We start from the raw sequence: 23896 nt of genomic DNA, 5'->3' as shown, positions 1-23896 counted from the left end.
AGGGCCCACAATGAACGACGACACGCCTTTTCTGACCGAGGAAGAGCTGGAACTGCGCGCGCAGGTCAAGCTGCTGCGCCAGGAGCACGCCGACCTGGACGCCTCGATCGAGGCCCTGTCGCACATGCCGATCCCGGATCAACTGCTGATCGCGCGGCTCAAGCGGAAGAAGCTGAACCTGCGCGACGAGATCGTGAAGCTCGAAAGCCGCATCCTGCCCGATATCATCGCCTGACGGCGCCCAGCGCTTCGCGCGTCGCATCCGCCTCGGCCAGCAGAGCCTTGCGCTTCTCCGGCCCGAAGTTCTCCAGCGTTCGATAGGGCATGGCCAGCCGGACATTGTCCCGTAGCCGCGCGCGGTTCCGCTCCAGAAAGCCCCAGTAGAGGCGATTGAAGGGACAGGCCCCCTCCCCCGCCTTGGCCTTTACGTCGTAGCGACAGCCGGCGCAGTAGTCGCTCATCCGGTCGATGTAGGCGCCTGACGCCGCATAGGGCTTGGAGCCCACGATGCCGCCGTCGGCGAAGGTCGCCATGCCCCGGGTGTTGGGCATCTCCACCCACTCATAGGCGTCGGCGTAGACGACCAGATACCAGTCATCGACCTCGTCGGGATGCACGCCCAACAGCATGGCGAGGTTGCCGGTCACCATCAGCCGCTGGATGTGGTGGGCGTAGGCGTTGCGCTTCGTCGTGGCGACCGTGTCGGCGACGCAGGCCATGTCGGTCTTGCCGGACCAGAAGAACCACGGCAGGGTCCGGTCGGCGTCGAGGAAGTTGCGCTCCCGATACTCCGGCATCTTGAGCCAGTAGATGCCTCGCACGAACTCTCGCCAACCTAGGATCTGGCGGATGAAGCCCTCGACCGCGTTCAGCGGCGCGCGCCCGGCGCGGTATTCGGCCTCGGCCCGGCGACAGACGTCCAATGGGTCGAGCAGGCCCAGGTTGATCGAGGTCGAGATCAGGCTGTGCCACATCCACGGCTCGCCGTTCGCCATGGCGTCCTGCCAGTCGCCGAAGCCCGGCAGGACGTTGGCCAGGAAATCCGCCAGCACCTCTTCCGCCTGCTCCGCCGTAGTGGGCCAACCGAACCCGTCCAGATCGCCGAAGTGGTCGGGAAACAGCCGCGCCACGTCGGAGATGGCGTCCTGCGCGACCGCGTCGGGCGTGATGCGCAGACGACCCGGCGGCCGCGTGCCCTTCGCCAGCTTCTTGCGGTTCTCGGCGTCGTAGTTCCACTGACCCCCGACCGGCTGGCCGTCGTCCAACAGGATGCCGGTGTCCTTGCGCATCTCGCGATAGAAGAACTCCATCCGCAGCTGGCTCTTGCCCGAGGCCCAACGCCGGAAGCGGTCGTGCGAACAGATGAAGCGCGTGTCCTGCCGGATATCGACCGGAACGCCAGCCACCCCGGCGAAGGCGGCCAGAGCCTCGGCCAGCCGCCACTCGCCGCACTCGGTGATCGCCACGGCCGCGAACGGCTGGTCGTCCAGGGCGCGGTGCAGCTCGCCCACGATGGAATGGGTATTGGCCGGATCGTCGATGCGGACGTAGCGCACGGTCACGCCGCGCCCCTCCAGCCGCAAGGCGAAGCTGCGCATGGCGGCGAAAATCAGGGCGATCTTCTGCTTGTGGTGGCGGACATAGGTCGCCTCGTCGCGCACCTCGGCCATCAGGACCACGTCGCGCGCCGGGTCCAGATCGTCGAGCGCGGACAGGCTGTCGGAAAGCTGGTCGCCCAGAACCAGTCTCAGCGTGCCGCCGGTCGTGCTAGGCTGGGGCATGGCATCCTTTCTGATCTCGACCGACGACCTGGCGGCCCAACTGAACGCGCCGAACCTGAAGATCGTCGACGCCAGCTGGCACCTCGACGGGCGCGACGCCCGCGTCGAGTTCGAGCAGGCGCGGATCCCGGGCGCGGTCTTCTTCGATCTCGACGCTGTCTCTGACCACACGACAGACCTGCCGCACATGCTGCCGGACGCCGCAGCCTTCGCGCAGGCCGCAGGCGCGCTGGGCATCGCCGCGAGCGACCGGATCGTCGTCTACGACAGTCAGGGCCTGTTCTCCGCTGCCCGGGTCTGGTGGACCTTCCGTCTGATGGGGGCCGAGGACGTCCGCGTGCTGAACGGCGGCCTGCCGAAATGGCGCGCCGAAGGGCGGCCGCTGGCCTCGGGGCCGGCAGAGCCGCCGACGCCCGCCGTCTTCACGCCCGGCCGGCGTCGCGGCGCGGTGGCCGATATGCCGACCGTGCTCGCCGCCCTGACCGGCGACGCCCAGATCCTCGACGCCCGTCCCGCTGCACGCTTCTCCGGAGAGGCCGCCGAGCCCCGTCCGGGTCTGCGCTCGGGACACATGCCGGGAGCCCTGAACGTTCCGTTCAAGTCGGTGCTGGACGACGATGGCCGCCTGCTGCCCGCTGACGCTCTGCGCGATCGCTTCAGCCAGGCCGGCGTGACCTTCGACCGGCCCATCGTCACCAGCTGCGGCTCGGGCGTGACGGCGGCCGTCCTGACGCTGGCCCTCGCCGAGCTGGGTCAGGACAGCGCCCTCTACGACGGCGCCTGGGCCGAGTGGGGCAGCCGCGCGGACACCCCCGTCGTCACCGGCCCCTGAAGGATCAGGCGACGGTCGCCACGGTCGGCTGAGGCGCGGCCGGAGGAACTGGCTCGTCCTTCTCTCCGCGCGAGACGACGGTGGCCAGCACCAGGTCACCCGTGACGTTCAACACCGTGCGGCACATGTCCAGGAACCGGTCGACGCCGAGGATCAGGCCGATCCCCTCCGGCGGAATGCCCACCATGACCAGGATCATGGCGATGACGGGCAGCGAGCCCGCCGGCACGCCGGCCGTGCCGACGCCGCCCAGGATGCAGACCAGCATCACCACGACCTGCTGGGTGATCGACAGCTCGATGCCGAAGAATTGGGCGAGGAACAGGACCGTCACCCCCTCGAACAAGGCCGTGCCGTTCTGGTTGGCGGTCGCGCCGACCGTCAGGACGAAGCGGGAGATCTTGCGGGGAAGCTTCAGCTCCTCCTCGGCCGCTTTCAGTGACACCGGCAGGGTCGCGTTGGACGAGGCGGTGGTGAAGGCGACGAGCATGGGCCGCTGCACGCCCTTGAAGAACCACAGCGGGTTCTTGCCCGCGCCGATCAGCACGACCAGCGGATAGACCAGGAACATGTGGATCGCCATGGCCCCCACGGCCACGCCGACGAAGGCCGCGAGCCGCACCAGCAGATCCCAGCCGAACAGGGCCGCGAGGTTGAACATCAGGCAGGCGATGGCGAGGGGGGCCAGCTTGATGACCATGTTGATCAGCTTCATCGTCACCTCGAGGATGCCCTCGATGGTCACCTTCAGCTGATCGACGTTCGGCCCCTTGGCCATAACCAGGCCGATGCCGAACAGCAGGGCGAAGATCATGATCGGCAGGATCTGGTTCTCGGCCGCCGCCGTGAAGACGTTGGAGGGGATCAGGTCGAGGAAGAACTGGCCGAACTGCACGCTCTCGGGCGCATTCTCGACGATGCCCGCCGCGCCCTCTGCGCCCTCCGCCAGCAGGCGCTGGGCCAGCGCCGGATCGACCCCGTCCCCGGGGCGGAAATAGTTCACCAGCCCCAGGCCGATGACAACCGCGATCGCCGACACGACGACGGTCAGGGCCAGGGTCTTGAAGCCGGCGCGGCCCAGCGACTTGAGATCGCCCATCTCGGCCACGCCGACGACCAGCGCGGAAAACAGCAGCGGGATGACCAGCATGAACAGCAGCCGCAGGAAGATCTGTCCCGCCGGTCCCGTCACGTTTTCGGTCAGCCACTGGACCCAGGCCGTCTCCGGCCCGACGAACTGGTTGACGTAGAGCCCCGCCCCCAGCCCGACCACGAAGCCCAGCAGCATCAGCCAGTGAAGCGGGATCCCGCCGCGTGTCGTCGTATCCATTCGTCCCCCGAAGGCGCCACCCGCGACTGGCGGGTCGGCTCGTTGTGGTCAGCGGACCGGCAGGCCATAGATCAGGCCGCCCGGTCGAGCGTTCCATTGTGCATTCAGACCGCGCGCGAGGTCGAGAGGCGATTGCGCCCCCAGATTTCGCTCGAAGATCTCGCCGTAGTTCCCGACGGCACCCACCGCATCGGCCGCCCAGGTGGCGGGCAGGCCCAGCCGCCGTCCGAACTCGCCTTCGACACCCAGCAGGCGGCGAACACGCGGGTCGCGGGCCCCTTCGGCCTGTTCGTCGACGTTGGCGCGGGTGACGCCGTATTCCTCGGCCAGGATCAGGGCGTTCAGGGTCCAGCGGACGACGGCCGTCCATTGCTCGTCGCCGCGCCGCGTGACCGGGCCGAGTGGTTCCTTGGAGATGACCTCGGGCAGCAGGACGTGCCGGGCCGGATCGGAAAGGGTCGTGCGCGCCGCCGCCAGGGCGGAGATGTCGGCGGAGAAGGCGTCGCAGTCCTCTCGGCCATAGGCCTGACGGGCGGCCTCCTCGCTCGGCAGGACGACGGCTTCGTATTCGATGCCCCGACTGCGGAAATAGTCCTCGGCGTTGAGCGCGCTGGTCGAGCCCGACTGGACGCAGACGCGCGCACCGTTGAGCTCCGCCGCGCTGGCCAGGTCCAGCGACCGGCGCACCAGGAAGCCCTGGCCGTCGTAGTAGTTGATCCCGGCGAAGCTCAGCTGACCGCCCGTGTCGCGCTCCATCGTCCACGAGGTGTTCCGCCACAGAACGTCGATGCGACCGTCCTGCAAGGCCTGGAAACGGTTCTCCGCCGTCAGGGGCACGAAGCGCACAGCCTCCGGATCGCCGAAGATGGCGGCCGCCAGACCCCGGCAGAAGTCGGCGTCGAAGCCGCGCCACTGCCCGCGGTTGTCAGTGTAGGCGAAACCCACGAGCCCCTCATGCACACCGCAGTTCAGTCGCCCGCGCCGCTGGATGGCCTGAAGAGTCAGACTTTCGACGGCAGCGGTCGACGTCGTCGTCGGGCTTGAACCTGTCGGTTCGGCGGGAGCGTCCGGTTCGGCGTCGCGCCCGCAGGCGGCCAGCGTCAGGACGGCGGCCAGCGACGCGGCCCACAGCGAAACCCGACCTGCACTCACACCCATGATCCGTCCCGCGTCACGGTTGGCGACGACTCGCGTCGTCGGCTCGCGCCCCGGCCGCTATAGAGGCCTTTGGACGACGGATCGCAACCCATGGAGCGCCGAATGGACCGCCTTTCCGACCGGACCCGCCTGATCGCCTCCGCCACGCGGCGGGGCGGCGGGCGTCGGCCTGTCAGCCCTCCGATCGAGCGGGCCTCGACGCTGCTGTCCGACCGGGTCGCCGACATGCGCGACGCCAGCCTGGGTCCGGTCTACGGCATCGAGGGCACCGCCCCGCAGGCGGCGTTGCGCGCCGCCGTCGCCGATTTGGAGGGAGCGGAGCACTGCTGGCTGACCCCGTCGGGCCTGTCGGCTGTCACCGTGCCGATCCTCGCCCTGACCCGGCCGGGCGACGAGGTGATCGCCACCGACGCCATATACGGCCCCGTGCGGCGGTTCCTGACCCGGCACCTGGCCTCGCGAGGCGTGACGACCCGGTTCCACACGCCGGAGGCGTCGGTCGAGCAGATCATGGCGACGGCCGGTGAGCGGACGCGTCTGATCCTGATCGAGTCGCCCGCCTCCCTGACCTTCGAGATGATGGACGTGCCGGCGCTGGCCGCCGCCGCGCGCGACCGGGGCGTCCTGACCGTCATGGACAACACCTGGGCGGTCGGACTGGCGTTCAAGCCGCTCGCCCACGGCGTGGACGTCAGCGTCCAGGCCCTGACCAAATACGCCGCAGGCCATTCCGACGTGCTGCTGGGTTCCATCTGCGCCAGAGAACCGGCCGTGGTGAAGGCCGTCGCGAACACAGTCGAGGACCTCGGCCTGTGCGTTTCGCCCGACGACGCCTGGCTGGCGCTGCGGGGCCTGCGGACCCTGCCCGTCCGCTATGCCGAGCAGGCTCGATCGGCGTTGAGGGTCGCCGAGTGGTTGTCCGCCCGCCCGGAGGTCGCCCGCGTTCTCCACCCCGCCCTGCCCGGCGATCCGGGCCATTCGATCTGGCGCCGCGATTTCACTGGTGCGGCCTCGATCCTCGGTGTGGTTCTTAACAGCGGCGATGCGCGCGCCGCCGAGGCCTTCCTCGAAGTCCTGACCCTGTTCGGCCTCGGCTATTCCTGGGGCGGGTTCGAAAGCCTGGCGACCCATGAGACGCCCCAGCTCGCGTTTCGCGATGTCCCGCAGAAGCTGGAGGGGCCGCTGCTGCGCCTACACATCGGGCTCGAGGACCCCGCCGACCTGATCGCCGACCTTGAGCAGGCATTCGTCGCCTTGCGCGGCTAACCCTCAATTTCCGGCATCATGCCGGTGACGAAGCCGCGCATGCCGGACTGACGCCCCAGCATGCCACGCAAGAAGTGGACGGTGTTGGCCGCCGGACCCTCGAAGGCGAAGCGGCTGCGCGTGAAGCGACAGTTCGAGAAGCCGGGCTGCTGGACGCCCCTGAAGACAAGCATGGCGTCACGGAATTCGCAGGCGTAGCAGGTGTTTCCGTCGAGTTCCTGCCGACCCTCGAGAACCTGATTTCGGATTTCGACCATGATGTCGTCCTCGAAGGATTGGCGCGCCCTGCAGGATTCGAACCTGCGACCGTCCGCTTAGAAGGCGGGTGCTCTATCCAGCTGAGCTAAGGGCGCCGATGGGACCGTGGGGTTAGCCCCAAAACAGCACGCGGCTCAAGCCACGCGGCTCCGCGAGCCGAGCGTTAGCCGCAGAAACCTGCGGCTCAAGGAGCGAGCCGCCGCGCGGCGAGCGTTAGCCGCACCAATTAGTGCGTCCAGGGCTGCTTTCTGCCCGTGGCGAAGTTGTCAGCGTAGGCCTTGAGAATCACCGGCGGTTCCTGCGGCTCGTGCAGGCGGAAGGGGATGCCGTGGCGCTCGGCGTAGGCGATAGCCTCCTCCTTCGTCTCGAACGACAGACGGACCTGGCCGTTCATGTCGGTAGAGCTGGTCCAGCCCATCAGGGGATCGATCGTGCGCGCCGAGGCCGGCTCGAATTCCAGGCGCCAGTCCTTGGTCTTGGCTTTTCCGGACTGCATGGCGGTCTTGGCCGGGCGATAGATGCGGGCGAGCATGGGCGGTCTCGGGTCGGCTGAACTGGGGCGGACTTACAGGGCTTTGGCCCCCGGCGTCGAGGGCTGCGGCGCCTACTGACGCATCATCTCCCGCGCCGTGATCACCCGCATGATCTCATTGGTGCCCTCGAGGATGCGGTGCACACGCAGGTCGCGCACGATCCGCTCCAGCGGATAGTCCTTCAGATAGCCGTAGCCGCCGTGCAGCTGCAGCGCCTCGTCGGCGATCTGGAAGCAGGCGTCGGTGGCCAGCCTTTTGGCCATGGCGCACCACTTGGTCTTTTCCGGGTGGCTCGTGTCGATGGCCCAGGCGCCGCGCAGCACCATCAGCCGCGCCGCCTCCAGCTGGGTCGCCATGTCGGCCAGCTTGAACTGGACGTTCTGAAACTCGTTCAGTGGCTTGCCGAACTGCTTTCGCGTGGCGACGTAGGCCTGCGCCGTCTCCAGCGCCAGCCGCGCGCCGCCCAGCGAACAGGCCGCGATGTTCAGCCGACCCCCGTCCAGCCCCATCATGGCGTAACGGAAGCCGTCGCTTTCTTTGCCCAGCAGGTTGCCGACCGGCACGCGGCAGTCGTCGAACGACACGACCGCCGTGGGCTGGCTGTTCCAGCCCATCTTCTTTTCCTGAGCTCCGAAGCTCAGGCCCGGCGTGTCCTTCTCCACCACGAAGGTCGAGATGCCCTTCGGCCCCGCCTCCCCCGTCCGGGCCATGACGACGTAGACGTCGCTGGTCCCCGCGCCCGAGATGAAGGCCTTGGAGCCATTCAGGACGAAGTGGTCGCCGTCCCGCGTCGCCGTGGTCCGCATGGCCGCTGCGTCCGACCCCGAGCCAGGCTCGGTCAGGCAGTAGCTCGCGATCAGCTCCATCGTGGCCAGGCGTGGCACATACCGCCCCCGCAGGTCGTCCGAGCCGAAGCTGTCGATCATCCAGGTCGCCATATTGTGGATCGAGATGAAGGCCGCCGTCGACACGTCGCCGCGCGACAGCTCCTCGAAGATCACCGCCGCCTCGACCCGACCCAACGCCATGCCGCCATGTTCCTCGCCCGCATAGATGGCGGCGAAGCCCATCTCGGCCGCCCGGCGCATGACATCGACCGGGAAGTGCTTGGTCTCGTCCCATTCGGCCGAATGGGGGGCCAGCTCGGCCTCGGCGAAGGCGCGCGCGGCGTCCTGAATGGCGCGCTGGTCGTCGGTGAGGGCGAAATCCATGGGGTCTCCCGAAAGGTTTGGGGCCTTCTATCCGCTTCCCCAGTCGCAGAGAAGAACGCTAAACCCGCGTCATGATCGCGCCCTTCGCCCCTGCCTCCTACCCCTTCGCCCGCCCGCGCCGCCTGAGATCCAGTCCCTGGGTCCGGCGCATGGTGGCCGAGACTACGCTGACGCCGTCCGACCTGATCTGGCCGCTGATCGTGCATGACGGAGCCGAGGACCGGGTGCCGGTGCCGTCGATGCCGGGCGTCTTCCGCCTGTCGCCCAGGGCCGCCGCCGAGGCCGCCAAGGAAGCGCAAAGCCTCGGCATTCCGATGGTCGGTCTGTTCCCCAATGTCGATCCGTCAATCAAGGACACCGTCGGCGCCGCAGCGACCGATCCCGACGGCCTGGTCCCCGCCTGCATCCGCGCGATCAAGGACGCCGCGCCCGACATCGGCGTCATGACCGACGTCGCGCTGGATTGCTACACCGACCACGGCCACGACGGCGTGCTGGAGGACGGCCGGATCGTCAACGATCCGACGCTGGAGCGGTTGGCAGAGCAGGCCTTCATCCATGCCCATGCCGGCGCCGACGTCGTGGCCCCCTCCGACATGATGGACGGCCGGGTCCAGGCGATCCGCGAGGCGCTGGAGGCCAATGGATTCCCCGAAACGCTGATCCTGTCCTATGCGGCCAAGTACGCCTCGGCCTTCTATGGCCCCTACCGCGACGCCGTAGGGTCGGCGAAGCAGCTGACGGGCGACAAGAAGACCTATCAGATGGACTACGCCAACACCGACGAGGCCCTGCGCGAAGTCGCCATGGATATCGCCGAGGGCGCCGACATGGTCATGGTCAAGCCCGGCATGCCGTATCTCGATATCGTGCGCCGCGTGTCGGAGACCTTCCGCGTTCCGACGTTCGCCTATCAGGTCAGCGGCGAGTACGCGATGATGAAGGCCTCCATCGCCAACGGCTGGCTGGACGAGGACCGGGCGATCCTGGAGACGCTGCACGGCTTCAAGCGCGCGGGCTGCGCGGGCGTGCTCACCTATTTCGCGCCCCAGGCCGCGCGCCTGCTCGGCAGCTGAGCATGACCGAACCGCTGGATTTCGGCCGGATCGATCCGATCTATCGCGGCTGGGCCGAGGACTATCTTCGGATGTCCGGATTCGACCCGGCCGCCTTCCTCGCCGCGCCCCAGCCGGCCGAAGACGAAATGTTCTTCAAGGCGCTGCTGCCAAACTTCAAGGGCGACCGCGGCATTGGCGCCTTCAAGTTCGTCGAGGCGACGGTTCGCCACTACCAGGCGCTGGATCAGATCGTGCAGCAGGCGTTCGGCGGCTTCGACGGAGTGTCCAGCCTGCTGGATTTCGCCTCGGGCTATGGCCGCCTGACCCGCGCCCTGCTCCAGCGCCTGCCCGCCGAGCGCATCTGGGTCTCGGACATCTATGCCGAGGCCATCGACTGGCAGGTCCGGACGTTCGGCGTCAACGGCTTCGCCTCCGTGCCCGATCCAGCCGCCCTGGCGCACGACCGCAAGCATGACGTGATCTTCGTAGGTTCGCTGTTTTCCCACCTGCCCGCCGATCTTTTCCGGGCCTGGCTGCGGCGTCTGCACGGCCTGCTGACCCCTGAGGGCGTCCTAGCCTTCAGCGTCCACGACGAAAGCATCCTCCCGTCCGACCAGAGCATGGACGGAAGCGGGATCCGCTTCTTCCCGTGGAGCGAAAGCGGCAGCCTGGACCCGGCGATCTACGGCATGACCTATGTCACCGAGGCTTTCGTCGCCGATGCGATCGCCCGCATCGCCCCGGACCGGCCGCTGTCCTGGCGCGTTTTCCACAAGGGCCTCTACGAGAACCAGGCCCTCTACGTCGTCGGCGGAGCCGACCGCGACCTGTCCGGCCTAACGGTCGCCAGTCCGCCGATGGGCGGCTTCGAGCGGGCCACGCTCCTGACCGACGGCTCGGTGGAGTTCTCGGGTTGGGCGATCGAGCGGACGCCGGGAGCGTCTCTGGACATGCTTGTCCATGTCGACGGCGAGCCGGTTCTCAGCGCGACCCCGACCGGCGACCGACCCGACATACAGGCTACCTTCCCCGCCTCTCCCGCGCCGCCGTTGGGCTGGAGCTTTCGCCTCTCCCGCGCGCAGGCCGCCGAGGACAAGCCCATCCGCCTGACGATGCGCAGCACGTCGGGCCTTGAGACCCACGCCTATGCTCGCATGCCGTCGGACCCGGCCCTCACCTATTCAGGCTGGTCGCGTCGGGCGCTGCGCAGGGGCTGAGGGTGGTAGGCGGCGACGGGTTCGAACCGCCGACCCTCTCGGTGTAAACGAGATGCTCTGACCAGCTGAGCTAGCCGCCCATCCACGCACGGTATCTGCCGCGCCCTTCGTTCCGGATCAAGAAAAAGCCTCCCCGGCGGACCGGGGAGGCTTTCGCATTTAGTGGCTGACCACCGTCGTGCCGTCGCCGGCCAGCGGCGGCGGGGTGGGGTTCAGCGGCTCGGCCGCCTCGTCCCACTCCACGGGCGTGAGCGCGCCCGTCAGGGCCCACTTTAGCGCCTCGTCGGCCGTTGAGATCGGGACGATCTCCAGCGCGCCCTTCACATTGTCGGGCACGTCGGCGAGGTCCTTCTCGTTCTCCTGCGGGATCAGGACGGTCTTTACGCCGGACCGCAATGCGGCCAGCAGCTTCTCCTTCAACCCGCCGATGGCCGTGACCCGGCCGCGCAGGGTGATCTCGCCGGTCATGGCGATGTCCTTGCGGATCGGGATGCCGGTCAGGACCGAGACCATGGCCACCGTCATGGCGACGCCGGCGGACGGGCCGTCCTTGGGCGTGGCGCCGTCCGGCACGTGAACGTGGATGTCGGTCTTCTCGAAGACCGGCGGCTTGACGCCAAAGGCCAGCGACCGGGCGCGGACGTAGGACGCCGCCGCCGAGATCGATTCCTTCATCACGTCCTTCAGGTTGCCCGTCACGGTCATGCGGCCGCGGCCCGGCATCTTGATCGCCTCGATGGTCAGGATGTCGCCGCCGAACTGGGTCCAGGCCAGGCCGGTGACGATGCCGACCTGGTCGTTCTCCTCGGTCTCGCCGTAGCGGAACTTCCGGACGCCGGCGTAGTCGGCCAGCTTGGCGCTATCGACCGTGATCGACAGCGTCTTCTCCTTGGCCATCTCGCGCACGGCCTTGCGCGCCAGTCCACCCAGGGCACGCTCCAGCGAACGCACCCCGGCCTCGCGGGTGTAATAGCGGATCAGCTCGCGGATCGACTCATCGGGCACCACGAACTCGGCGGGCTTCAGGCCATTGTCGGTCGTGACCTTGGGCAGGACGTGACGCTTGGCGATCTCGACCTTTTCGTCCTCGGTGTAGCCGGAGACGCGGATGATCTCCATGCGGTCCATCAGGGGCTGGGGCATGTCCAGGCTGTTGGCCGTGGTCACGAACATCACGTTCGACAGGTCGTAGTCGACCTCAAGATAGTGGTCGCCGAAGGTGTTGTTCTGGGCCGGGTCCAGCACCTCGAGCAGGGCCGAGGACGGGTCGCCGCGCCAGTCGGCGCCCAGCTTGTCGATCTCGTCCAGCAGGATGAAGGCGTTGGTCGTCTTCGCCTTCTTCATCGACTGGATGATCTTGCCCGGCATGGAGCCGATATAGGTCCGGCGGTGGCCGCGGATCTCGGCCTCGTCACGCACCCCGCCCAGCGACATGCGGACGTACTCACGCCCCGTCGCCTTGGCGATCGACTTGGCCAGCGACGTCTTGCCGACGCCCGGAGGGCCGACCAGGCACAGGATCGGGCCCTTCAGCGAGTTGGTGCGGGCCTGGACGGCCAGATACTCGATGATCCGCTCCTTGACCTTCTCCAAGCCGTAGTGGTCCTCCTCGAGGATGTCCTCGGCCTTGGCCAGGTCGATGGGCTTGGTCTTGGCCTTGCCCCACGGAATTGACAGCAGCCAGTCGAGATAGTTCCGCACGACGGTGGATTCCGCCGACATCGGGCTCATGTTGCGCAGCTTCTTGACCTCGGCGTCGGCCTTGGCGCGCGCTTCCTTGGACAGCTTGGTCTTCCGGATGCGCTTTTCCAGCTCCATGATCTCGTCACGCGCATCGTCGGTCTCGCCCAGCTCGCGCTGGATCGCCTTCATTTGCTCGTTCAGATAATATTCCCGCTGGGTCTTCTCCATCTGGCGCTTGACGCGCGAGCGGATCTTCTTCTCGACCTGAAGGACGCTGATTTCGCCCTCCATCAGGCCATAGACCTTCTCCAGCCGTTGGGGCACGGCGATGGTTTCCAGCAGGGCCTGCTTGTCGGCGATCTTGACCGAAAGATGGGCGGCGACGCTGTCGGCCAGCTTCGACGCGTCGGTGATCTGGGGGATGGAGCTGAGGGCCTCGGGCGGCACCTTCTTGTTCAGCTTCACATAGTTCTCGAACTGCTCGACGACAGCGCGCAGCATGGCTTCGGCCTGCGACGGCTCGCCCAGGTCGTCCTCGATCTCGACGGCCTCGGCCTCAAAATACTCCTCGCGGTCGGTGAAGCGGGTCAGGCGGGCGCGGCCCTTGCCTTCGACCAGCACCTTGACCGTCCCGTCGGGCAGTTTCAGCAGCTGAAGCACGGTGGCGATGACGCCGATGGGATAGATGGCGTCGGGCGTCGGGTCGTCATCGACGCTGTTCTTCTGCGTGGCCAGCAGGATCTGCTTTTCACCCTTCATGATCTCGTCGAGCGCCCGCACAGACTTCTCGCGCCCCACGAAGAGCGGCACGACCATGTGGGGAAACACGACGATGTCCCGCAGCGGCAGGACGGGGAGGACTCTACTCTCGGACATTGATGCGGCTCCTGGGCCTTTGACGATCTCCGGCCCGCCGGCCGGAACGCCCCGCGAAATGCGGCGCTGCCCTCGACCGGCCCGTCGATTCCGACGGCGTTCGAGGGAGTATGTGGCCTCTCGAATGACAGGTTCAAGCGTTGCCGACCGGCCTCCCGGCATCGTGCCCTGGGCGGGTCATCAGAGCCCCAGCCGGATGGCGTCCAGCGACACCGGACCGTCCGCCTGCGAAGTATTCACGGTGTAGCTCAGCCGCGTCTCCCGCGAGCCGCATTGGCAACGAAACCGTTCCGACCGTCCCGCCACCGGCCAGTTCCGCCGCTCCCCGAACAGCGGGTGGGGGTCCAGCAACACGGCGCGCTCGCAGTCGCGCGCCAGACAGGCGACGACCAACCGCGCGCCATGGCGAGGCTGGCGAATGTCGCGGGGCACATAAAAGTCGGTTCGAATGTCACGCATGCCGGTTCTCCGCCCGCAGGAAACGCGGCCGTGAGACGGATCGCAAGAGAAAGTTCTTGCTTTGTTCTTGTTTTTGGGGAGCGTTCCTCTGACCGAACCATCGAACTCTCCTCCATCAAAATTCGCGACCTGCGTGAGGCTGCGTCCAGATTCGACGCATGGGCGGTGTAAGGTGCGGTCGTAGCGGTCTTTGACAATCGAACCCGTCCACTGCGCGATGTGGAGCCAGCGGACTCAACGGACTCTATTTTTCGTCCGCCGCGGCTCAGCCCTTGTCGCGCATCAGCCGAGCCTTGTCCCTCTGCCAGTCGCGTTCGGCGGTTGCCTCGCGCTTGTCATGCAGCTTCTTGCCCTTGGCGAGCGCGATCTCCAGTTTCGCCTTGCCGTCGGCGTTCAGGTACAGCTTCACCGGGATGATGGTCTGGCCGTCCTTCTGGACCGCGCCGATCAGCCGGTCGATCTGCTTCCTGTGCAGCAGCAGCTTCCGCGGCCGGCGAGGCTCGTGGTTGAAACGGTTGGCCTGTTTGTAGGGCGGGATGTCGGCGTTGATCAGGACGATCTCGCGTCCCTCCACCGCCGCATAGCTCTCGGCGATGTTGGCCCGGCCGTCGCGCAGGGCCTTGATCTCGGTGCCCAGCAACTGGATCCCGGCCTCGAGGTTGTCCTCCAGGAAGTAGTCGAAGCGCGCGCGCCGGTTCTCGGCGATCACCTTGGCCGTGGTGATGGGGGCCTTTTCCTTCTGCGGCGCCATTACAGCCCCGCCGCCGCCATCGCCGCATCAATCAAGGGCTTGACCTCATCGCGGGTTGGAACGAGCGGCAGGCGGACCTCCTCCCCGCACAGGCCCAGCTTCGACAGAGCATACTTGGCCGGCGACGGCGACGAATCCGCGAACAGCCCGCGGTGCAGCCCGATCAAGCGATCCTGCCACGACCGGGCCAAGGCCAGGTCACCCGCCTGCATGGCGTTCCACAGGGCCACCATCGCCTCGGGGGCGACGTTGGACGTCACCGAGATCACGCCGACGCCACCGTGGGCGACATAGCCCAGGAAGCTCGCGTCATCGCCCGAGATCAGGTCGAACTGACCGCTGATGTTGGCCCGCATCCAGCTGACGCGGGCGAGGTCGCCCGTCGCGTCCTTGATGCCCACGACATTTGGATGGGCCGCCAGCTCGGCCACGGTTTGATCGGCCAGATCGACGCCCGTCCGCCCCGGCACGTTGTAGAGCAGGACGGGCAGCTGCACGGCCTCGGCGATCGCCTCGAAATGCGCCTTCAGCCCCGCCTGCGAAGGCCGGTTGTAGTAGGGCGTCACCACCAGCGCCCCATCGGCCCCGACGGTCTTGGCATGGCGCACCAGATCGATGGCCTTGTCGGTGGCCGAAGCGCCGCAGCCCGCGATGACCCGCACCCGACCTGCTGCGACACGGACGCACAGTTCGACCACGCGGCGATGCTCGTCGGGCGTCAGGGAAGCGCTCTCTCCGGTCGTCCCCATGGGCACGACGCCGTGAACCCCGGCCGCGATCTGGCGTTCCAGCAAGGCTTCGAACGCGGCCTCGTCCACGTTTCCGTCACGAAGAGGTGTGATCAGGGCGGTGATCACGCCCTTGAACAAGGGGGCGGTCATTGGAACAGTCAGGCCTTGCGTGGGGGATGGGCGGCAGTCGCCGCTTGAAGAGCGCGAGAGGGTAGGTTGCCGGGGTCGAACCCGCAACCGTCACGAATGGGGATCGGACACTTCATGCTAGCCACCAGCCTTGCGGCCCTGATTGCCGCGCTCTCGCCGTTTCCCCAAACGACGGCGGACCTGAACCGTCAGGGCATGCCGTATCAGCAGTCCGCGACGGTGGCCCCGACGGCCGGCTACCAGCCCCGCGTCCTGAATGACGCCGACACCGCCCTGTTCCGCGAAGGTCTGGCCGCCGCCCGCGCCCGCGACGTTGTCGGCACGAGGAACGCCGTCGCCTCCATCGGCGACCCGACGGCGCGCAAGCTCGTTGAATGGGCCCTGATCGATACATCGGCGGAGCAGCTCTCCTACGCCGAGCTGTCCGAGGATATCCGCACCATGTCCGGCTGGCCGCGCGAGGAGGCTCGCCTGTCCGCCGGTGAAAGAGCGCTGGACCGCGCTGCCGTAGGTCCGGACGCGGCCCTCGCCTTCTTCGGCGAACGCCGGCCCGCGACAGTCGAGGGCGCCATCGCGCTCGCAGACGCCTTCGAGCAGCGGGGCCGCTCCGCCGAGGCCCGCGCCCTGATCGGCGAGTGGTGGCGCACCCGCAGCTTCGACGCCGCCGCCCAGACCCGCATCCTCGGCCGCTGGGGCGCCTGGCTGACGCAGGCCGATCACGACGCCCGGCTGAACATGCTGCTACTGGGGCCCCACGGCCCCGCCACGCGCGCAATGCTCGCCTATGCCTCGCCCGAGCGACAGGCCATCGCTAACGCCGCGATGTCGTTGCGGACCGCGTACAGCACCGAAGGCGTGATCGCCAATCTCTCGCCGTCCCAGGCGGCCGACCCCGTCATCGCGTTTGAACGCGCCCGCATCCTGCGGGCCGCCGATCGCCAGTCAGAGGGCTTCGCCGTCCTGGCAAACCTTCCTGCCGCCCCCTCGCATCAGGAAGGCCAGGACAGCCTGTGGTCGGAGCGCCGCAACTACTTCCTCGACGCCCTGGAACGTCGCGAGTGGCGCGCCGCCTACGATGCCATGGCCGGCCACGGCTTCCCCGGCGGCGAACGCAAGGTCGACGCCGAGTTCTTCGCCGGCTGGGTTGCCCTGACCAAGCTGAACGACCCCGCCCGCGCCGCCCAGCACTTTGAGACGCTGCGCCAGTCCTCCCAGACCCCGATCACCCAGGGGCGCGCCCTCTACTGGCTCGGCCGCGCCGCCGAGGCACAGGGCGATCGTGCCTCGTCCCAGAGCTACTATTCGGCGGGCGGCCGCCACATACAGACCTTCTACGGCCAGCTCGCCGCGGAGAAGGCCGGGATCACCACCCTGACGCTCCCGGCCGACCCGGTGATCACCGACGCCGATCGGGTCCGCTTCGAGGCTAACGAGTTGGTCCGCGCGGCCCGTATCCTCGGCGAGACGGGTGAGATGAGCCTGTATCGCGTCTTCGCCTATCAGGCCGACGACGTCCTGCCGGGCGCAACCGATCTCGCGCTGCTGATGGACATGACGCGAGGGTATGGCGACGGCTTCGCGGCCATGATGGTCGGACGCGCCGCCAGCCAGCGCGGCTTCCTGATGCCCGAGCGTCAGTACCCGATCCGCATCCCGCCGGAGGTGCCGGGTGCGGCACCCCTGCCCTTCACCCTGGCCATCACCCGCCAGGAGTCCAGCTTCGATCCCCGCGCCCGATCGTCAGCCGACGCGCGCGGCATGATGCAGTTCCTGACATCGACGGCCTCGGGTGTGGCTCGTCGTCTGAGCATGCCCTATTCGGCCGAGCGACTGTGGGACCCGGACTACAACATGACTCTGGGCAGCTATCATCTGGGCGAACTGATGAATCAGTTCTCGGGCTCGATGCTCCTGACCACCGTTGGCTACAACGCAGGCCCGGCACGTCCGCCTCAATGGACGGCGCGGTGTGGCGACCCGCGCGGCGGTGTCGCCGGCGGCGGGGTCGATCCTGTCGACTTCATCGAGTGCGCGCCCTTCACCGAGACACGCAACTACATGATGCGGGTCATGGAAAACATGGCGGTCTACAAGGCCCGCCTGAACGGCGGCTCCGCGCCCCTGACGACCTCCCAGGACATCGCTCGCGGGTACAACGGCCCGCGGCCGTACGCTCCCTGAACGGTGCTCAGGGCCTGAGCAGGCCGGCGAACAGGGCATCGAACTGCGTGCGGACCAGGCGTTCGCGATCGACCCAATCGAAGTAGGGTTTGGTGATCATCAGCGACACCATGCCGTGAGCAGCCGCCCACAGGGCCTGTGAAACGGCGCGAACCTCTCCGTTGAGGCGTCCTTGGGCATCGACCGAAGCGACGATCGCTTCGAAGGAGCGGTAGAGCTCCGCTCCTAGGGACTGGGCCGCCGTCTCGGCCCCTTCACGGGCCTCCACCGGACGAGTGAGGTAGATCAGGCGGTAGGCGTTCGGATTGGCGAAGCCGAAGTCGACGTAGGCTTCCAGCAGACGCCTGAGCCTCACTTCCGGCGCGGCGTCAGCCGCGATCACTGCGGCGTTTGCGTCCTTGAGCTTCTGAAAGGCTCCGCGGCAGATCTCGTGGAGGATTTCGCTCTTCTCGGAGAAGTGCATGTAGAGGGCGGTCGAAGAGAGGCCCACCTCGTCGGCGATCTTGCGGATCGTCGCGCCCTCGTACCCGACCTCCACGAAGATGCGTTCTGCCGCGGCAAGGATTTCAGCCCGCCGGGCATGGCCCTCGCCCTTGGGCTTGCGCGCGGATCGCATCGACAGGTCACGAACGCTCGAAATCTCGGACAAGCCGTCGCCCTTGTAAGAATAAGCGCAGAAGCGCCTGGAAAGCGGTGCATAGCGCCCTTGAACCTCCGAAGCCACGCTCTTGCCGGGCGGACAAGAGGGCGTTAGCCAAGCGCGGTGGAGGGGCAAGATCAAGCGCAACCGAGCGCACCCGTGGTGTTTGGGGAATACGCCGCGCGGCAGACCCCGTCGTGGGCTCAGGCTCTTCTGATCTCGGTTCTCGCGCTCGCGCTGGGCAGCGCTGTCCTTGCGGATGGGGAACTCACGCTCATTCTGTTGATCGTGGCGGTCCAGGCCGGCTTTCTGGCCGCTGCGGGCTGGCGCGCCCTGCTGCTGGTCTCAAGCCTGCCACCCTCGCCACTTCACAAGCCGTCTGACGCGCTGCCGCGCTACACGATCCTGGTCGCCCTCTTCCAGGAAGCGGAAGTCGCGGGCCAACTGGTCGAGCGACTTTCGAGGATCGACTATCCTCGGGACCAACTCGAAGGCTTTCTGCTGCTTGAAGCCGATGACCATGAGACCCGCGCTCAGATCGACGCTCTCCAGCTCCCCCCTTGGCTCAGCGTGACCGTCGCGCCCGATGGGGTGCCTCGAACCAAGCCTCGAGCCCTGAACCTCGGACTAGCCGCAGCGACAGGCGAGCTCGTGACCGTTTATGACGCCGAAGACGATCCCGACCCACTGCAGCTCCGTGAGGCGGCGGCCGCCTTCGCGGCCGAAGGGTCGGCGGATCTCTGGGCGCTGCAGGCACCGCTGCGCATCCGAGCTCCACGGGTTACAGGTAGCGCTTTCCTCGATCGCCAGTTCGCCATCGAATACGCCTCGCTTTTCGAGGTGACACTGCCTGGCCTCGCTCGCCTCGGACTTCCATTTCCGCTTGGGGGCACCAGCAATCATTTTCGGGTCGCGGCGCTACGCGCCATCGGCGGGTGGGACAGCCACAATGTCACCGAGGACGCCGACATCGGCTTTCGCATCTGGCGCGGCGGTGGGCGCCTCGATGTTCTGAGCCGGCCGACATACGAGCCGCCGCCGGGCGATCTCGAGCATTGGCTGCCCCAGCGCACACGGTGGCTGAAAGGCTTCATGCAGACATGGGGCGTGCATACGCGTGACGTTCGGGGCCTGGGTTGGCGCGGCGGGATCGCATTGACCATGACGCTAGGAGCCGCCATCGCATCGGCAGCAGTCCATGCCCTGTCGCTGGCCTGGCTGCTGGCCACGGTGCTGATCGCCATGGCGGCGGATCTGCCACCCGAAACGCCGACATTTGCGATGGGCGTGCTCGCCATCGGCACCTTGGCAGCGTGGGTCAACGCTGCGATCGGGTGCCGACGGGCCGGTATGAGCTACACCCTGAGCGATATGATCTCCGCCCCGGCGTATTGGTCGTTGCTTAGCCTGGCCTTCGTCCACGCGGTCTGGCGGCTGATCAGCGAGCCCTTCGCCTGGGACAAGACCGCCCATTTCGCAGAGCCGGCGTCGCGGAATGAGGCGGCGGCTGGACGGGAGGCCGCCTGACGGCCTATGGGCTCGCCGATGCCGCCCATCCTGTCCAAAGTGCCCGAGACGCTGCTGACCCGAGCGTGGCCGGACTATGCGCTTCTGGACAGCGGTGGCGGGCGCAAGCTGGAACGCTACGGACGCCACACGGTCGTCCGCCCTGAGCCGCAGTGCTGGTGGGTGCCGCACGATGCGGAAGCCTTCGAGGCAGCCGACGCGGTCTTCGATCCGGACGACGAGGACGAGGCTGGACGCTGGAGGTTCGCTGGCCGCGCGCTGGAGACCTTCCCTCTGGCCTGGCGCGACGTACGGTTCACCGGGCGGTTCACGCCGTTCCGGCATCTGGCGTTCTTCCCGGAGCAGGCGGCCAACTGGGACTGGCTGGGCGGACGCATCCGGCGCCTGAGCCGGCCGAAGATTCTGAACCTGTTCGGCTACACCGGCGTGGCGTCGCTGGCCTGCGCCGCCGCCGGAGCCGAAGTGACCCATGTCGATGCGTCAAAGAAGTCGGTGGCCTGGGCGCGCGAGAACGCCGAACTGTCTGGCCTGTCCGACCACCCCATCCGCTGGATCGTCGAGGACGCGCGCAAGTACGTCGCGCGCGAGGTCCGGCGTGGGTCGAAGTATCAGGGGATCATCCTCGATCCGCCCAAATATGGCCGGGGTCCGACGGGCGAGGTCTGGCGACTGTTCGAGGACCTACCCGGTCTGCTCAAGGACTGCGCCGCGTTGCTCGCCGAGGATGCCGACTTCCTGCTACTGAACGCATACGCTGCCCGTATCTCTGGGCTTTCGCTGGCCCATCTGATGGCCGAGGCGACGCAGAACCGCGCCGGCCGCATCGACTGGGGCGAACTGGCCTTGTCGGAGGACGGCCCCGACGCCCGAGCCATCGGGCTCAGCTTCTTCGCGCGCTGGACGGCATGAGTGAGCCCCGGCTGATCACCTCCCTGACCAACGACACGGTCAAGGCCGTGCGCGCGCTACACATGCGCAAGGAGCGCGAGGCGACCGGCCAGTTTCTGGCCGAGGGGCTGAAGTTCATCGGCGAGGCGCTGGATCAGGGTCGGGCCCCAAAGATGCTGCTGGTCGGTCTGGAGGCGCGCGCTCACCCTCTGCTGGAGCGGGCGAAGGCGGAGACAGTCCGCGCGGGCGGTGAGGTCCTCACGGTCACCCACCCGATCCTGGAGAAGATCAGCCGCAAGGAGAACCCGCAGACGGTTCTGGGCGTGTTCGAGCAGACCTTTGCGCCGCTAGACAGCCTGAAGCCCGAGGCCGCTCCTTGCTGGATCGCCCTGGAGCAGGTGCGCGATCCCGGCAACCTTGGCACCATCATCCGTACGGCTGACAGCGCGGGCTGCGGCGGCGTGATCCTGATTGGCGACTGCGTCGATCCCTTCTCGGTCGAGGCCGTGCGGGCGACGATGGGGTCGGTTTTCGCCGTATCAGTCACGCGGACAACGCCGGACACATTCCTCGCCTGGCGCGAAGGCTGGCCCGGCTCGGTCGTGGGAACCCGCCTGGACGCGACGGTCGGCTATCGCGAGGCCGCCTATGCCAACCCCAGCCTCATCCTCATGGGCAATGAGCAGGCGGGTCTGACGGATCAGCTCGCTCAGGCTTGCGACGTCGCCGTGAAGATCCCCATGCGAGGTCGCGCCGACAGCCTGAACCTGGCGGTCGCCACAGGCATCATGGCCTATGCGGTGACGGACAGTCTCTAGGTTCCGCGCGGCTTGGCCCGACTGGTGGGCTCGGCTTCGGCGGGATTTTCCGGCCAGGGGTGGCGGGGATAGCGGCCGCGCATCTCGGAGCGGACGGCGGCCCACGAACCCTTCCAGAAGCCCGGGAGGTCTGCGGTGACCTGGATTGGCCGTCGCGCCGGCGATAGCAGCGCCAGCGTCAGGGGCGTGCGTCCACCGCCAACGGTCGGATGTTTGGTCACGCCGAACAGTTCCTGGACGCGGATTTCGACGCGAGGTCCGCCCTCGGCCGCATAGTCGATCGCCGCCGACCCGAGCGGGGTCGTCAGCCGGGCGGGGGCCAGGTCGTCGAGATCCCGCTGGCGATCCCAAGGGATGAGCGACTTCAGGCCGGTCTCCAGCGCCGTATCTGACACGGCGTCCAGCGACTGGACCGTATCGAGCAGCGGCCATAGCCAAGCCTCTGCGTTTGTTGCCAGCGCCGTATCGGACACATCGGGCCAGTCGGGATCCAGCCTGTGAAGAAAGCCGAGCCGGGCTCGCAAAGCTGCCGACCGATCGCCCCAGCGCAAGGCGGCAAGGCCGTCGCGTTCGATCTCCGCTCGCAGGGCGGCCGTGATTGCGGGGCGGTCGGGGGCACCCACGGTCCGCTCGTCGACCACTATGGCTCCCAGACGTCGAATGCGCCGGATCGCCATCCGCCCGGAAGGCTGCCGGACGAGTCGATCCTCGCACACCAACCGATCCTCCAGACTTGTCGGATCGAGAGGGGCCGCCAGACGGATGCGGTCCCTCGTCTCTCCGCCGCCAAGATCGGCGACCGCCAGCCAGGCCTCACCGGCCAAGAGCTCATGCGGGTCAAGAAAGGCGCCTCGCCCGGATGCCAGTTGCACCTCGCCCGGCTTACCTCTGGCCTTGGCCACCCGTTCCGGAAACGCAGCAGCGATCAGCGCACCCGGATCGACCTGGGCATCGAGGTCATGGCGACCACCGGCCGTGCGCGCCCAACGCTCGGCAAGCTTGCGCACGTCGTTCGCGCGAGGCGAGCGATCACAGTCGAACGCTCGCAGTCGATCGCGCAAATCGACATCGCGACCACCCAGCCCCGGCTCGCTTAGTATCGCGGCAATCCGCGCGCCCAGGCCGGGGTCGCCTGCATCAGCCGCTTTCGCCAGAAGATGAGCCAGCCGTGGCGCGAGCGGCAGACCGGAAAGGCGGCGACCGTGCGTCGTCAGCGTCCCCTCGCCGTCCAGCGCGCCCAGGCGGGTCAAGACTGCGCGCGCCTCGGCGAAAGCCCCGGCAGGTGGCGGGTCGAGCAAGGCCAGACCGTCGGCCGACCGCGCGCCCCAGCGGGCAAGGTCCAGCGCCAGTCCGGTAAGGTCGGCCTCCAGAATCTCCGGGCGCTGATGCGCCACCAGGCCTCGCGTGGTCTCCTCGTCCCACAGCCGATAGCAGACGCCCGGCTCCGTCCGGCCCGCGCGACCGCGTCGCTGCTCGGCCGACGACCGGCTGACGCGGACAGTGGCCAACCGGGTCAGGCCGCTGGACGGCTCAAACCGGGGCACGCGCGATAGTCCGGAATCGATCACTACCCGCACGCCCTCGATGGTCAGACTGGTTTCCGCGACCGAGGTCGCCAGCACAAGCTTGCGGCGTCCGGGCGACGAGGGCTGGATCGCGCGGTCCTGTTCCGCCTTGTCCAGCGCGCCATAAAGGGGGACCACGTCGACATCCGGCAGCCTCAGCCGATCGCGCACCAGACCCGCCACGCGGTGAATTTCGCCTTGGCCCGGCAGGAAGGCGAGGATCGAGCCCGACTGTTCGCCGAGCGCCATCAGGCAAGCGCGGGCCGTGGCGTCCTCAATGCGCTCGGATGGATCACGGCCGAGATAAAGCGTCTCGACCGGATGAACCCGGCCTTGCGCCTCTATCGCCGGGGCACCGCCCAAAAGGCGCGACACGTCCGCTATGTCGAGCGTCGCCGACATGACGACTAGCCTCAGGTCCTCCCTCAGCACCGCCTGACTGTCTCGCGCGAGCGCAAGTCCGAGGTCGGCATCCAGACTGCGCTCGTGAAACTCGTCGAACAGAACGGCAGCGACACCATCCAGCGCAGCATCGTCCAGGATCATTCGGGTGAAGACGCCCTCCGTGATGACCTCGACGCGCGTCCTCGGCCCGATGCAGCTCTGCAGCCGGGTCCGATAGCCCACCGTCTCGCCGGGAACCTGACCCAGCGTCGCCGCCATGCGCTCGGCCGCCGCGCGCGCCGCGAGCCGCCGAGGCTCAAGCACCACGATGCGGCCGTCGCCGCGCCAGTCGGCGTCCAGCAGTGCCAACGGGACGACTGTCGTCTTTCCGGCTCCGGGCGGCGCAGCCAGCACCACCGCCGGATGGTCGGCGACGGCGGCCTTAAGATCGTCCAGCACGGCGTGGATGGGCAGCATAGCTGCGCTCTAGCCGCAACGGACGCATTCACGAAAGCGTCGTGGGGTGTTCACGGATCGGAAACCGCGTTGCCAGTGGGAGCGTGTCTCGCTAGCGTCCGCGCCGGAAGGCCATCCGGGGA

General features: G+C 67.8%; 21 protein-coding genes and 2 tRNA genes. 9 read left to right on the top strand and 14 right to left on the bottom strand.

Annotation, left to right across the window (positions count from 1 at the left end; genetic code table 11):
- The first annotated feature begins 10 nt into the window (after nucleotides 1-10).
- Nucleotides 11-235: a YdcH family protein gene (locus Q333_RS0104465; protein ID WP_029415544.1), complete on the top strand. Its 225-nt coding sequence runs from the start codon at nucleotides 11-13 to the stop codon at nucleotides 233-235.
- Here the strand turns inward: Q333_RS0104465 and Q333_RS0104460 are convergent.
- Complete coding sequence (locus Q333_RS0104460; protein ID WP_029415543.1) at nucleotides 225-1781, bottom strand: cryptochrome/photolyase family protein; 1557 nt, start codon at nucleotides 1779-1781, stop codon at nucleotides 225-227. The genes Q333_RS0104465 and Q333_RS0104460 overlap by 11 nt on opposite strands.
- Here Q333_RS0104460 and sseA point away from each other — a divergent pair.
- Nucleotides 1780-2613, top strand: a complete 834-nt coding sequence (gene sseA / locus Q333_RS0104455) for a 3-mercaptopyruvate sulfurtransferase (protein ID WP_029415542.1) — start codon at nucleotides 1780-1782, stop codon at nucleotides 2611-2613. The genes Q333_RS0104460 and sseA overlap by 2 nt on opposite strands.
- Before the next feature lie 4 nt (nucleotides 2614-2617).
- Here sseA and Q333_RS0104450 read toward each other — a convergent pair whose 3' ends face one another.
- Together Q333_RS0104450 and Q333_RS0104445 are read right to left on the bottom strand one after the other, a co-directional pair.
- Entirely contained in the window at nucleotides 2618-3943 is a 1326-nt protein-coding gene (locus Q333_RS0104450) for a dicarboxylate/amino acid:cation symporter (protein ID WP_035293702.1), read from the bottom strand.
- A 48-nt stretch (nucleotides 3944-3991) separates the two neighbouring features.
- Complete coding sequence (locus Q333_RS0104445; protein WP_029415540.1) at nucleotides 3992-5101, bottom strand: amino acid ABC transporter substrate-binding protein; 1110 nt, start codon at nucleotides 5099-5101, stop codon at nucleotides 3992-3994.
- Nucleotides 5102-5203: 102 nt separating this feature from the next.
- Here Q333_RS0104445 and metC point away from each other — a divergent pair, with 102 nt between their 5' ends.
- Nucleotides 5204-6367 carry a cystathionine beta-lyase gene (gene metC, locus Q333_RS0104440; protein WP_029415539.1) on the top strand — a complete coding sequence of 388 codons (1164 nt, stop codon included), beginning with the start codon at nucleotides 5204-5206 and terminating at the stop codon, nucleotides 6365-6367.
- Here metC and Q333_RS17250 read toward each other — a convergent pair.
- From Q333_RS17250 to Q333_RS0104420, 4 genes are all read right to left on the bottom strand, one after another.
- Nucleotides 6364-6624 carry a hypothetical protein gene (locus tag Q333_RS17250; protein ID WP_029415538.1) on the bottom strand — a complete coding sequence of 87 codons (261 nt, stop codon included), beginning with the start codon at nucleotides 6622-6624 and terminating at the stop codon, nucleotides 6364-6366. The genes metC and Q333_RS17250 overlap by 4 nt on opposite strands.
- A gap of 19 nt (nucleotides 6625-6643) precedes the next feature.
- A tRNA-Arg gene (locus tag Q333_RS0104430) sits at nucleotides 6644-6720 on the bottom strand.
- A 131-nt stretch (nucleotides 6721-6851) separates the two neighbouring features.
- Entirely contained in the window at nucleotides 6852-7157 is a 306-nt protein-coding gene (locus Q333_RS0104425; protein ID WP_029415537.1) for an ETC complex I subunit, read from the bottom strand.
- Nucleotides 7158-7229: 72 nt separating this feature from the next.
- Nucleotides 7230-8369 (bottom strand): isobutyryl-CoA dehydrogenase, encoded by a 1140-nt coding sequence (locus Q333_RS0104420; protein ID WP_029415536.1) that lies wholly within the window; start codon nucleotides 8367-8369, stop codon nucleotides 7230-7232.
- A 71-nt stretch (nucleotides 8370-8440) separates the two neighbouring features.
- On the opposite strand from Q333_RS0104420, the gene hemB reads away from it, so the two are divergent.
- Nucleotides 8441-9445 (top strand): porphobilinogen synthase, encoded by a 1005-nt coding sequence (hemB, locus tag Q333_RS0104415; protein WP_029415535.1) that lies wholly within the window; start codon nucleotides 8441-8443, stop codon nucleotides 9443-9445.
- A gap of 2 nt (nucleotides 9446-9447) precedes the next feature.
- A complete protein-coding gene (locus Q333_RS0104410; RefSeq protein ID WP_051651111.1) occupies nucleotides 9448-10644 on the top strand; it encodes a class I SAM-dependent methyltransferase in 1197 nt (398 codons plus the stop codon).
- Nucleotides 10645-10647: 3 nt separating this feature from the next.
- On the opposite strand, the gene Q333_RS0104405 is transcribed toward Q333_RS0104410, so the two are convergent.
- The 5 genes from Q333_RS0104405 to dapA all read right to left on the bottom strand — a co-directional run bounded on the left by Q333_RS0104405 (nucleotide 10648) and on the right by dapA (nucleotide 15294).
- Nucleotides 10648-10724 (bottom strand) — tRNA-Val (locus Q333_RS0104405).
- Nucleotides 10725-10803: 79 nt separating this feature from the next.
- Nucleotides 10804-13203 carry an endopeptidase La gene (gene lon / locus Q333_RS0104400; protein ID WP_029415533.1) on the bottom strand — a complete coding sequence of 800 codons (2400 nt, stop codon included), beginning with the start codon at nucleotides 13201-13203 and terminating at the stop codon, nucleotides 10804-10806.
- A gap of 180 nt (nucleotides 13204-13383) precedes the next feature.
- On the bottom strand, nucleotides 13384-13662 hold the full coding sequence (locus Q333_RS0104395) for a hypothetical protein (RefSeq protein WP_029415532.1): 279 nt from the start codon (nucleotides 13660-13662) through the stop codon (nucleotides 13384-13386).
- A 265-nt stretch (nucleotides 13663-13927) separates the two neighbouring features.
- Nucleotides 13928-14413, bottom strand: a complete 486-nt coding sequence (gene smpB, locus Q333_RS0104390) for an SsrA-binding protein SmpB (RefSeq protein WP_051651110.1) — start codon at nucleotides 14411-14413, stop codon at nucleotides 13928-13930.
- Entirely contained in the window at nucleotides 14413-15294 is an 882-nt protein-coding gene (gene dapA, locus Q333_RS0104385) for a 4-hydroxy-tetrahydrodipicolinate synthase (RefSeq protein ID WP_029415530.1), read from the bottom strand. The genes smpB and dapA overlap by 1 nt, the downstream gene beginning before the upstream one ends.
- A 114-nt stretch (nucleotides 15295-15408) precedes the next feature.
- Here dapA and Q333_RS0104380 point away from each other — a divergent pair, with 114 nt between their 5' ends.
- Nucleotides 15409-17475 (top strand): lytic transglycosylase domain-containing protein, encoded by a 2067-nt coding sequence (locus Q333_RS0104380; RefSeq protein ID WP_211249690.1) that lies wholly within the window; start codon nucleotides 15409-15411, stop codon nucleotides 17473-17475.
- Between the two features lie 7 nt (nucleotides 17476-17482).
- On the opposite strand, the gene Q333_RS0104375 is transcribed toward Q333_RS0104380, so the two are convergent.
- Nucleotides 17483-18124, bottom strand: a complete 642-nt coding sequence (locus tag Q333_RS0104375) for a TetR/AcrR family transcriptional regulator (RefSeq protein WP_245591477.1) — start codon at nucleotides 18122-18124, stop codon at nucleotides 17483-17485.
- A 150-nt stretch (nucleotides 18125-18274) separates the two neighbouring features.
- Here Q333_RS0104375 and Q333_RS0104370 point away from each other — a divergent pair, with 150 nt between their 5' ends.
- From Q333_RS0104370 to Q333_RS0104360, 3 genes are read left to right on the top strand one after another with little or no spacing between them, the layout of a single operon-like run.
- The gene (locus Q333_RS0104370; protein ID WP_029415527.1) at nucleotides 18275-19642 is read left to right on the top strand and encodes a glycosyltransferase family 2 protein; all 1368 of its coding nucleotides are present in this window, start codon (nucleotides 18275-18277) and stop codon (nucleotides 19640-19642) included.
- An 18-nt stretch (nucleotides 19643-19660) separates the two neighbouring features.
- On the top strand, nucleotides 19661-20551 hold the full coding sequence (locus Q333_RS0104365; RefSeq protein WP_029415526.1) for a class I SAM-dependent methyltransferase: 891 nt from the start codon (nucleotides 19661-19663) through the stop codon (nucleotides 20549-20551).
- Nucleotides 20548-21348 carry a TrmH family RNA methyltransferase gene (locus Q333_RS0104360; protein ID WP_029415525.1) on the top strand — a complete coding sequence of 267 codons (801 nt, stop codon included), beginning with the start codon at nucleotides 20548-20550 and terminating at the stop codon, nucleotides 21346-21348. The genes Q333_RS0104365 and Q333_RS0104360 overlap by 4 nt, the downstream gene beginning before the upstream one ends.
- Here the strand turns inward: Q333_RS0104360 and hrpB are convergent.
- Nucleotides 21345-23774 (bottom strand): ATP-dependent helicase HrpB, encoded by a 2430-nt coding sequence (gene hrpB, locus Q333_RS0104355; protein ID WP_029415524.1) that lies wholly within the window; start codon nucleotides 23772-23774, stop codon nucleotides 21345-21347. The two genes, Q333_RS0104360 and hrpB, sit on opposite strands and share 4 nt — an antisense overlap.
- Between the last annotated feature and the right edge of the window lie 122 nt (nucleotides 23775-23896).

Source organism: Brevundimonas bacteroides DSM 4726 (assembly GCF_000701445.1).
Classification (GTDB): Bacteria; Pseudomonadota; Alphaproteobacteria; order Caulobacterales; family Caulobacteraceae; genus Brevundimonas; species Brevundimonas bacteroides.
Note: the sequence above shows the minus strand (reverse complement) of the source record. Positions and strands in the feature narration are given on the sequence as shown.

Excerpts from the sequence above, each read along its gene's own strand:
- Q333_RS0104465 (WP_029415544.1), top strand. The coding sequence starts at position 11 with ATGAACGACGACACGCCTTTTCTGACCGAGGAAGAGCTGGAACTGCGC.
- sseA (WP_029415542.1), top strand. The coding sequence starts at position 1,780 with ATGGCATCCTTTCTGATCTCGACCGACGACCTGGCGGCCCAACTGAAC.
- Q333_RS0104460 (WP_029415543.1), bottom strand. The coding sequence starts at position 1,781 with ATGCCCCAGCCTAGCACGACCGGCGGCACGCTGAGACTGGTTCTGGGC.
- Q333_RS0104450 (WP_035293702.1), bottom strand. The coding sequence starts at position 3,943 with ATGGATACGACGACACGCGGCGGGATCCCGCTTCACTGGCTGATGCTG.
- Q333_RS0104445 (WP_029415540.1), bottom strand. The coding sequence starts at position 5,101 with ATGGGTGTGAGTGCAGGTCGGGTTTCGCTGTGGGCCGCGTCGCTGGCC.
- metC (WP_029415539.1), top strand. The coding sequence starts at position 5,204 with ATGGACCGCCTTTCCGACCGGACCCGCCTGATCGCCTCCGCCACGCGG.
- Q333_RS17250 (WP_029415538.1), bottom strand. The coding sequence starts at position 6,624 with ATGGTCGAAATCCGAAATCAGGTTCTCGAGGGTCGGCAGGAACTCGAC.
- Q333_RS0104425 (WP_029415537.1), bottom strand. The coding sequence starts at position 7,157 with ATGCTCGCCCGCATCTATCGCCCGGCCAAGACCGCCATGCAGTCCGGA.
- Q333_RS0104420 (WP_029415536.1), bottom strand. The coding sequence starts at position 8,369 with ATGGATTTCGCCCTCACCGACGACCAGCGCGCCATTCAGGACGCCGCG.
- hemB (WP_029415535.1), top strand. The coding sequence starts at position 8,441 with ATGATCGCGCCCTTCGCCCCTGCCTCCTACCCCTTCGCCCGCCCGCGC.
- Q333_RS0104410 (WP_051651111.1), top strand. The coding sequence starts at position 9,448 with ATGACCGAACCGCTGGATTTCGGCCGGATCGATCCGATCTATCGCGGC.
- lon (WP_029415533.1), bottom strand. The coding sequence starts at position 13,203 with ATGTCCGAGAGTAGAGTCCTCCCCGTCCTGCCGCTGCGGGACATCGTC.
- Q333_RS0104395 (WP_029415532.1), bottom strand. The coding sequence starts at position 13,662 with ATGCGTGACATTCGAACCGACTTTTATGTGCCCCGCGACATTCGCCAG.
- smpB (WP_051651110.1), bottom strand. The coding sequence starts at position 14,413 with ATGGCGCCGCAGAAGGAAAAGGCCCCCATCACCACGGCCAAGGTGATC.
- dapA (WP_029415530.1), bottom strand. The coding sequence starts at position 15,294 with ATGACCGCCCCCTTGTTCAAGGGCGTGATCACCGCCCTGATCACACCT.
- Q333_RS0104380 (WP_211249690.1), top strand. The coding sequence starts at position 15,409 with ATGCTAGCCACCAGCCTTGCGGCCCTGATTGCCGCGCTCTCGCCGTTT.
- Q333_RS0104365 (WP_029415526.1), top strand. The coding sequence starts at position 19,661 with ATGCCGCCCATCCTGTCCAAAGTGCCCGAGACGCTGCTGACCCGAGCG.
- Q333_RS0104360 (WP_029415525.1), top strand. The coding sequence starts at position 20,548 with ATGAGTGAGCCCCGGCTGATCACCTCCCTGACCAACGACACGGTCAAG.
- hrpB (WP_029415524.1), bottom strand. The coding sequence starts at position 23,774 with ATGCTGCCCATCCACGCCGTGCTGGACGATCTTAAGGCCGCCGTCGCC.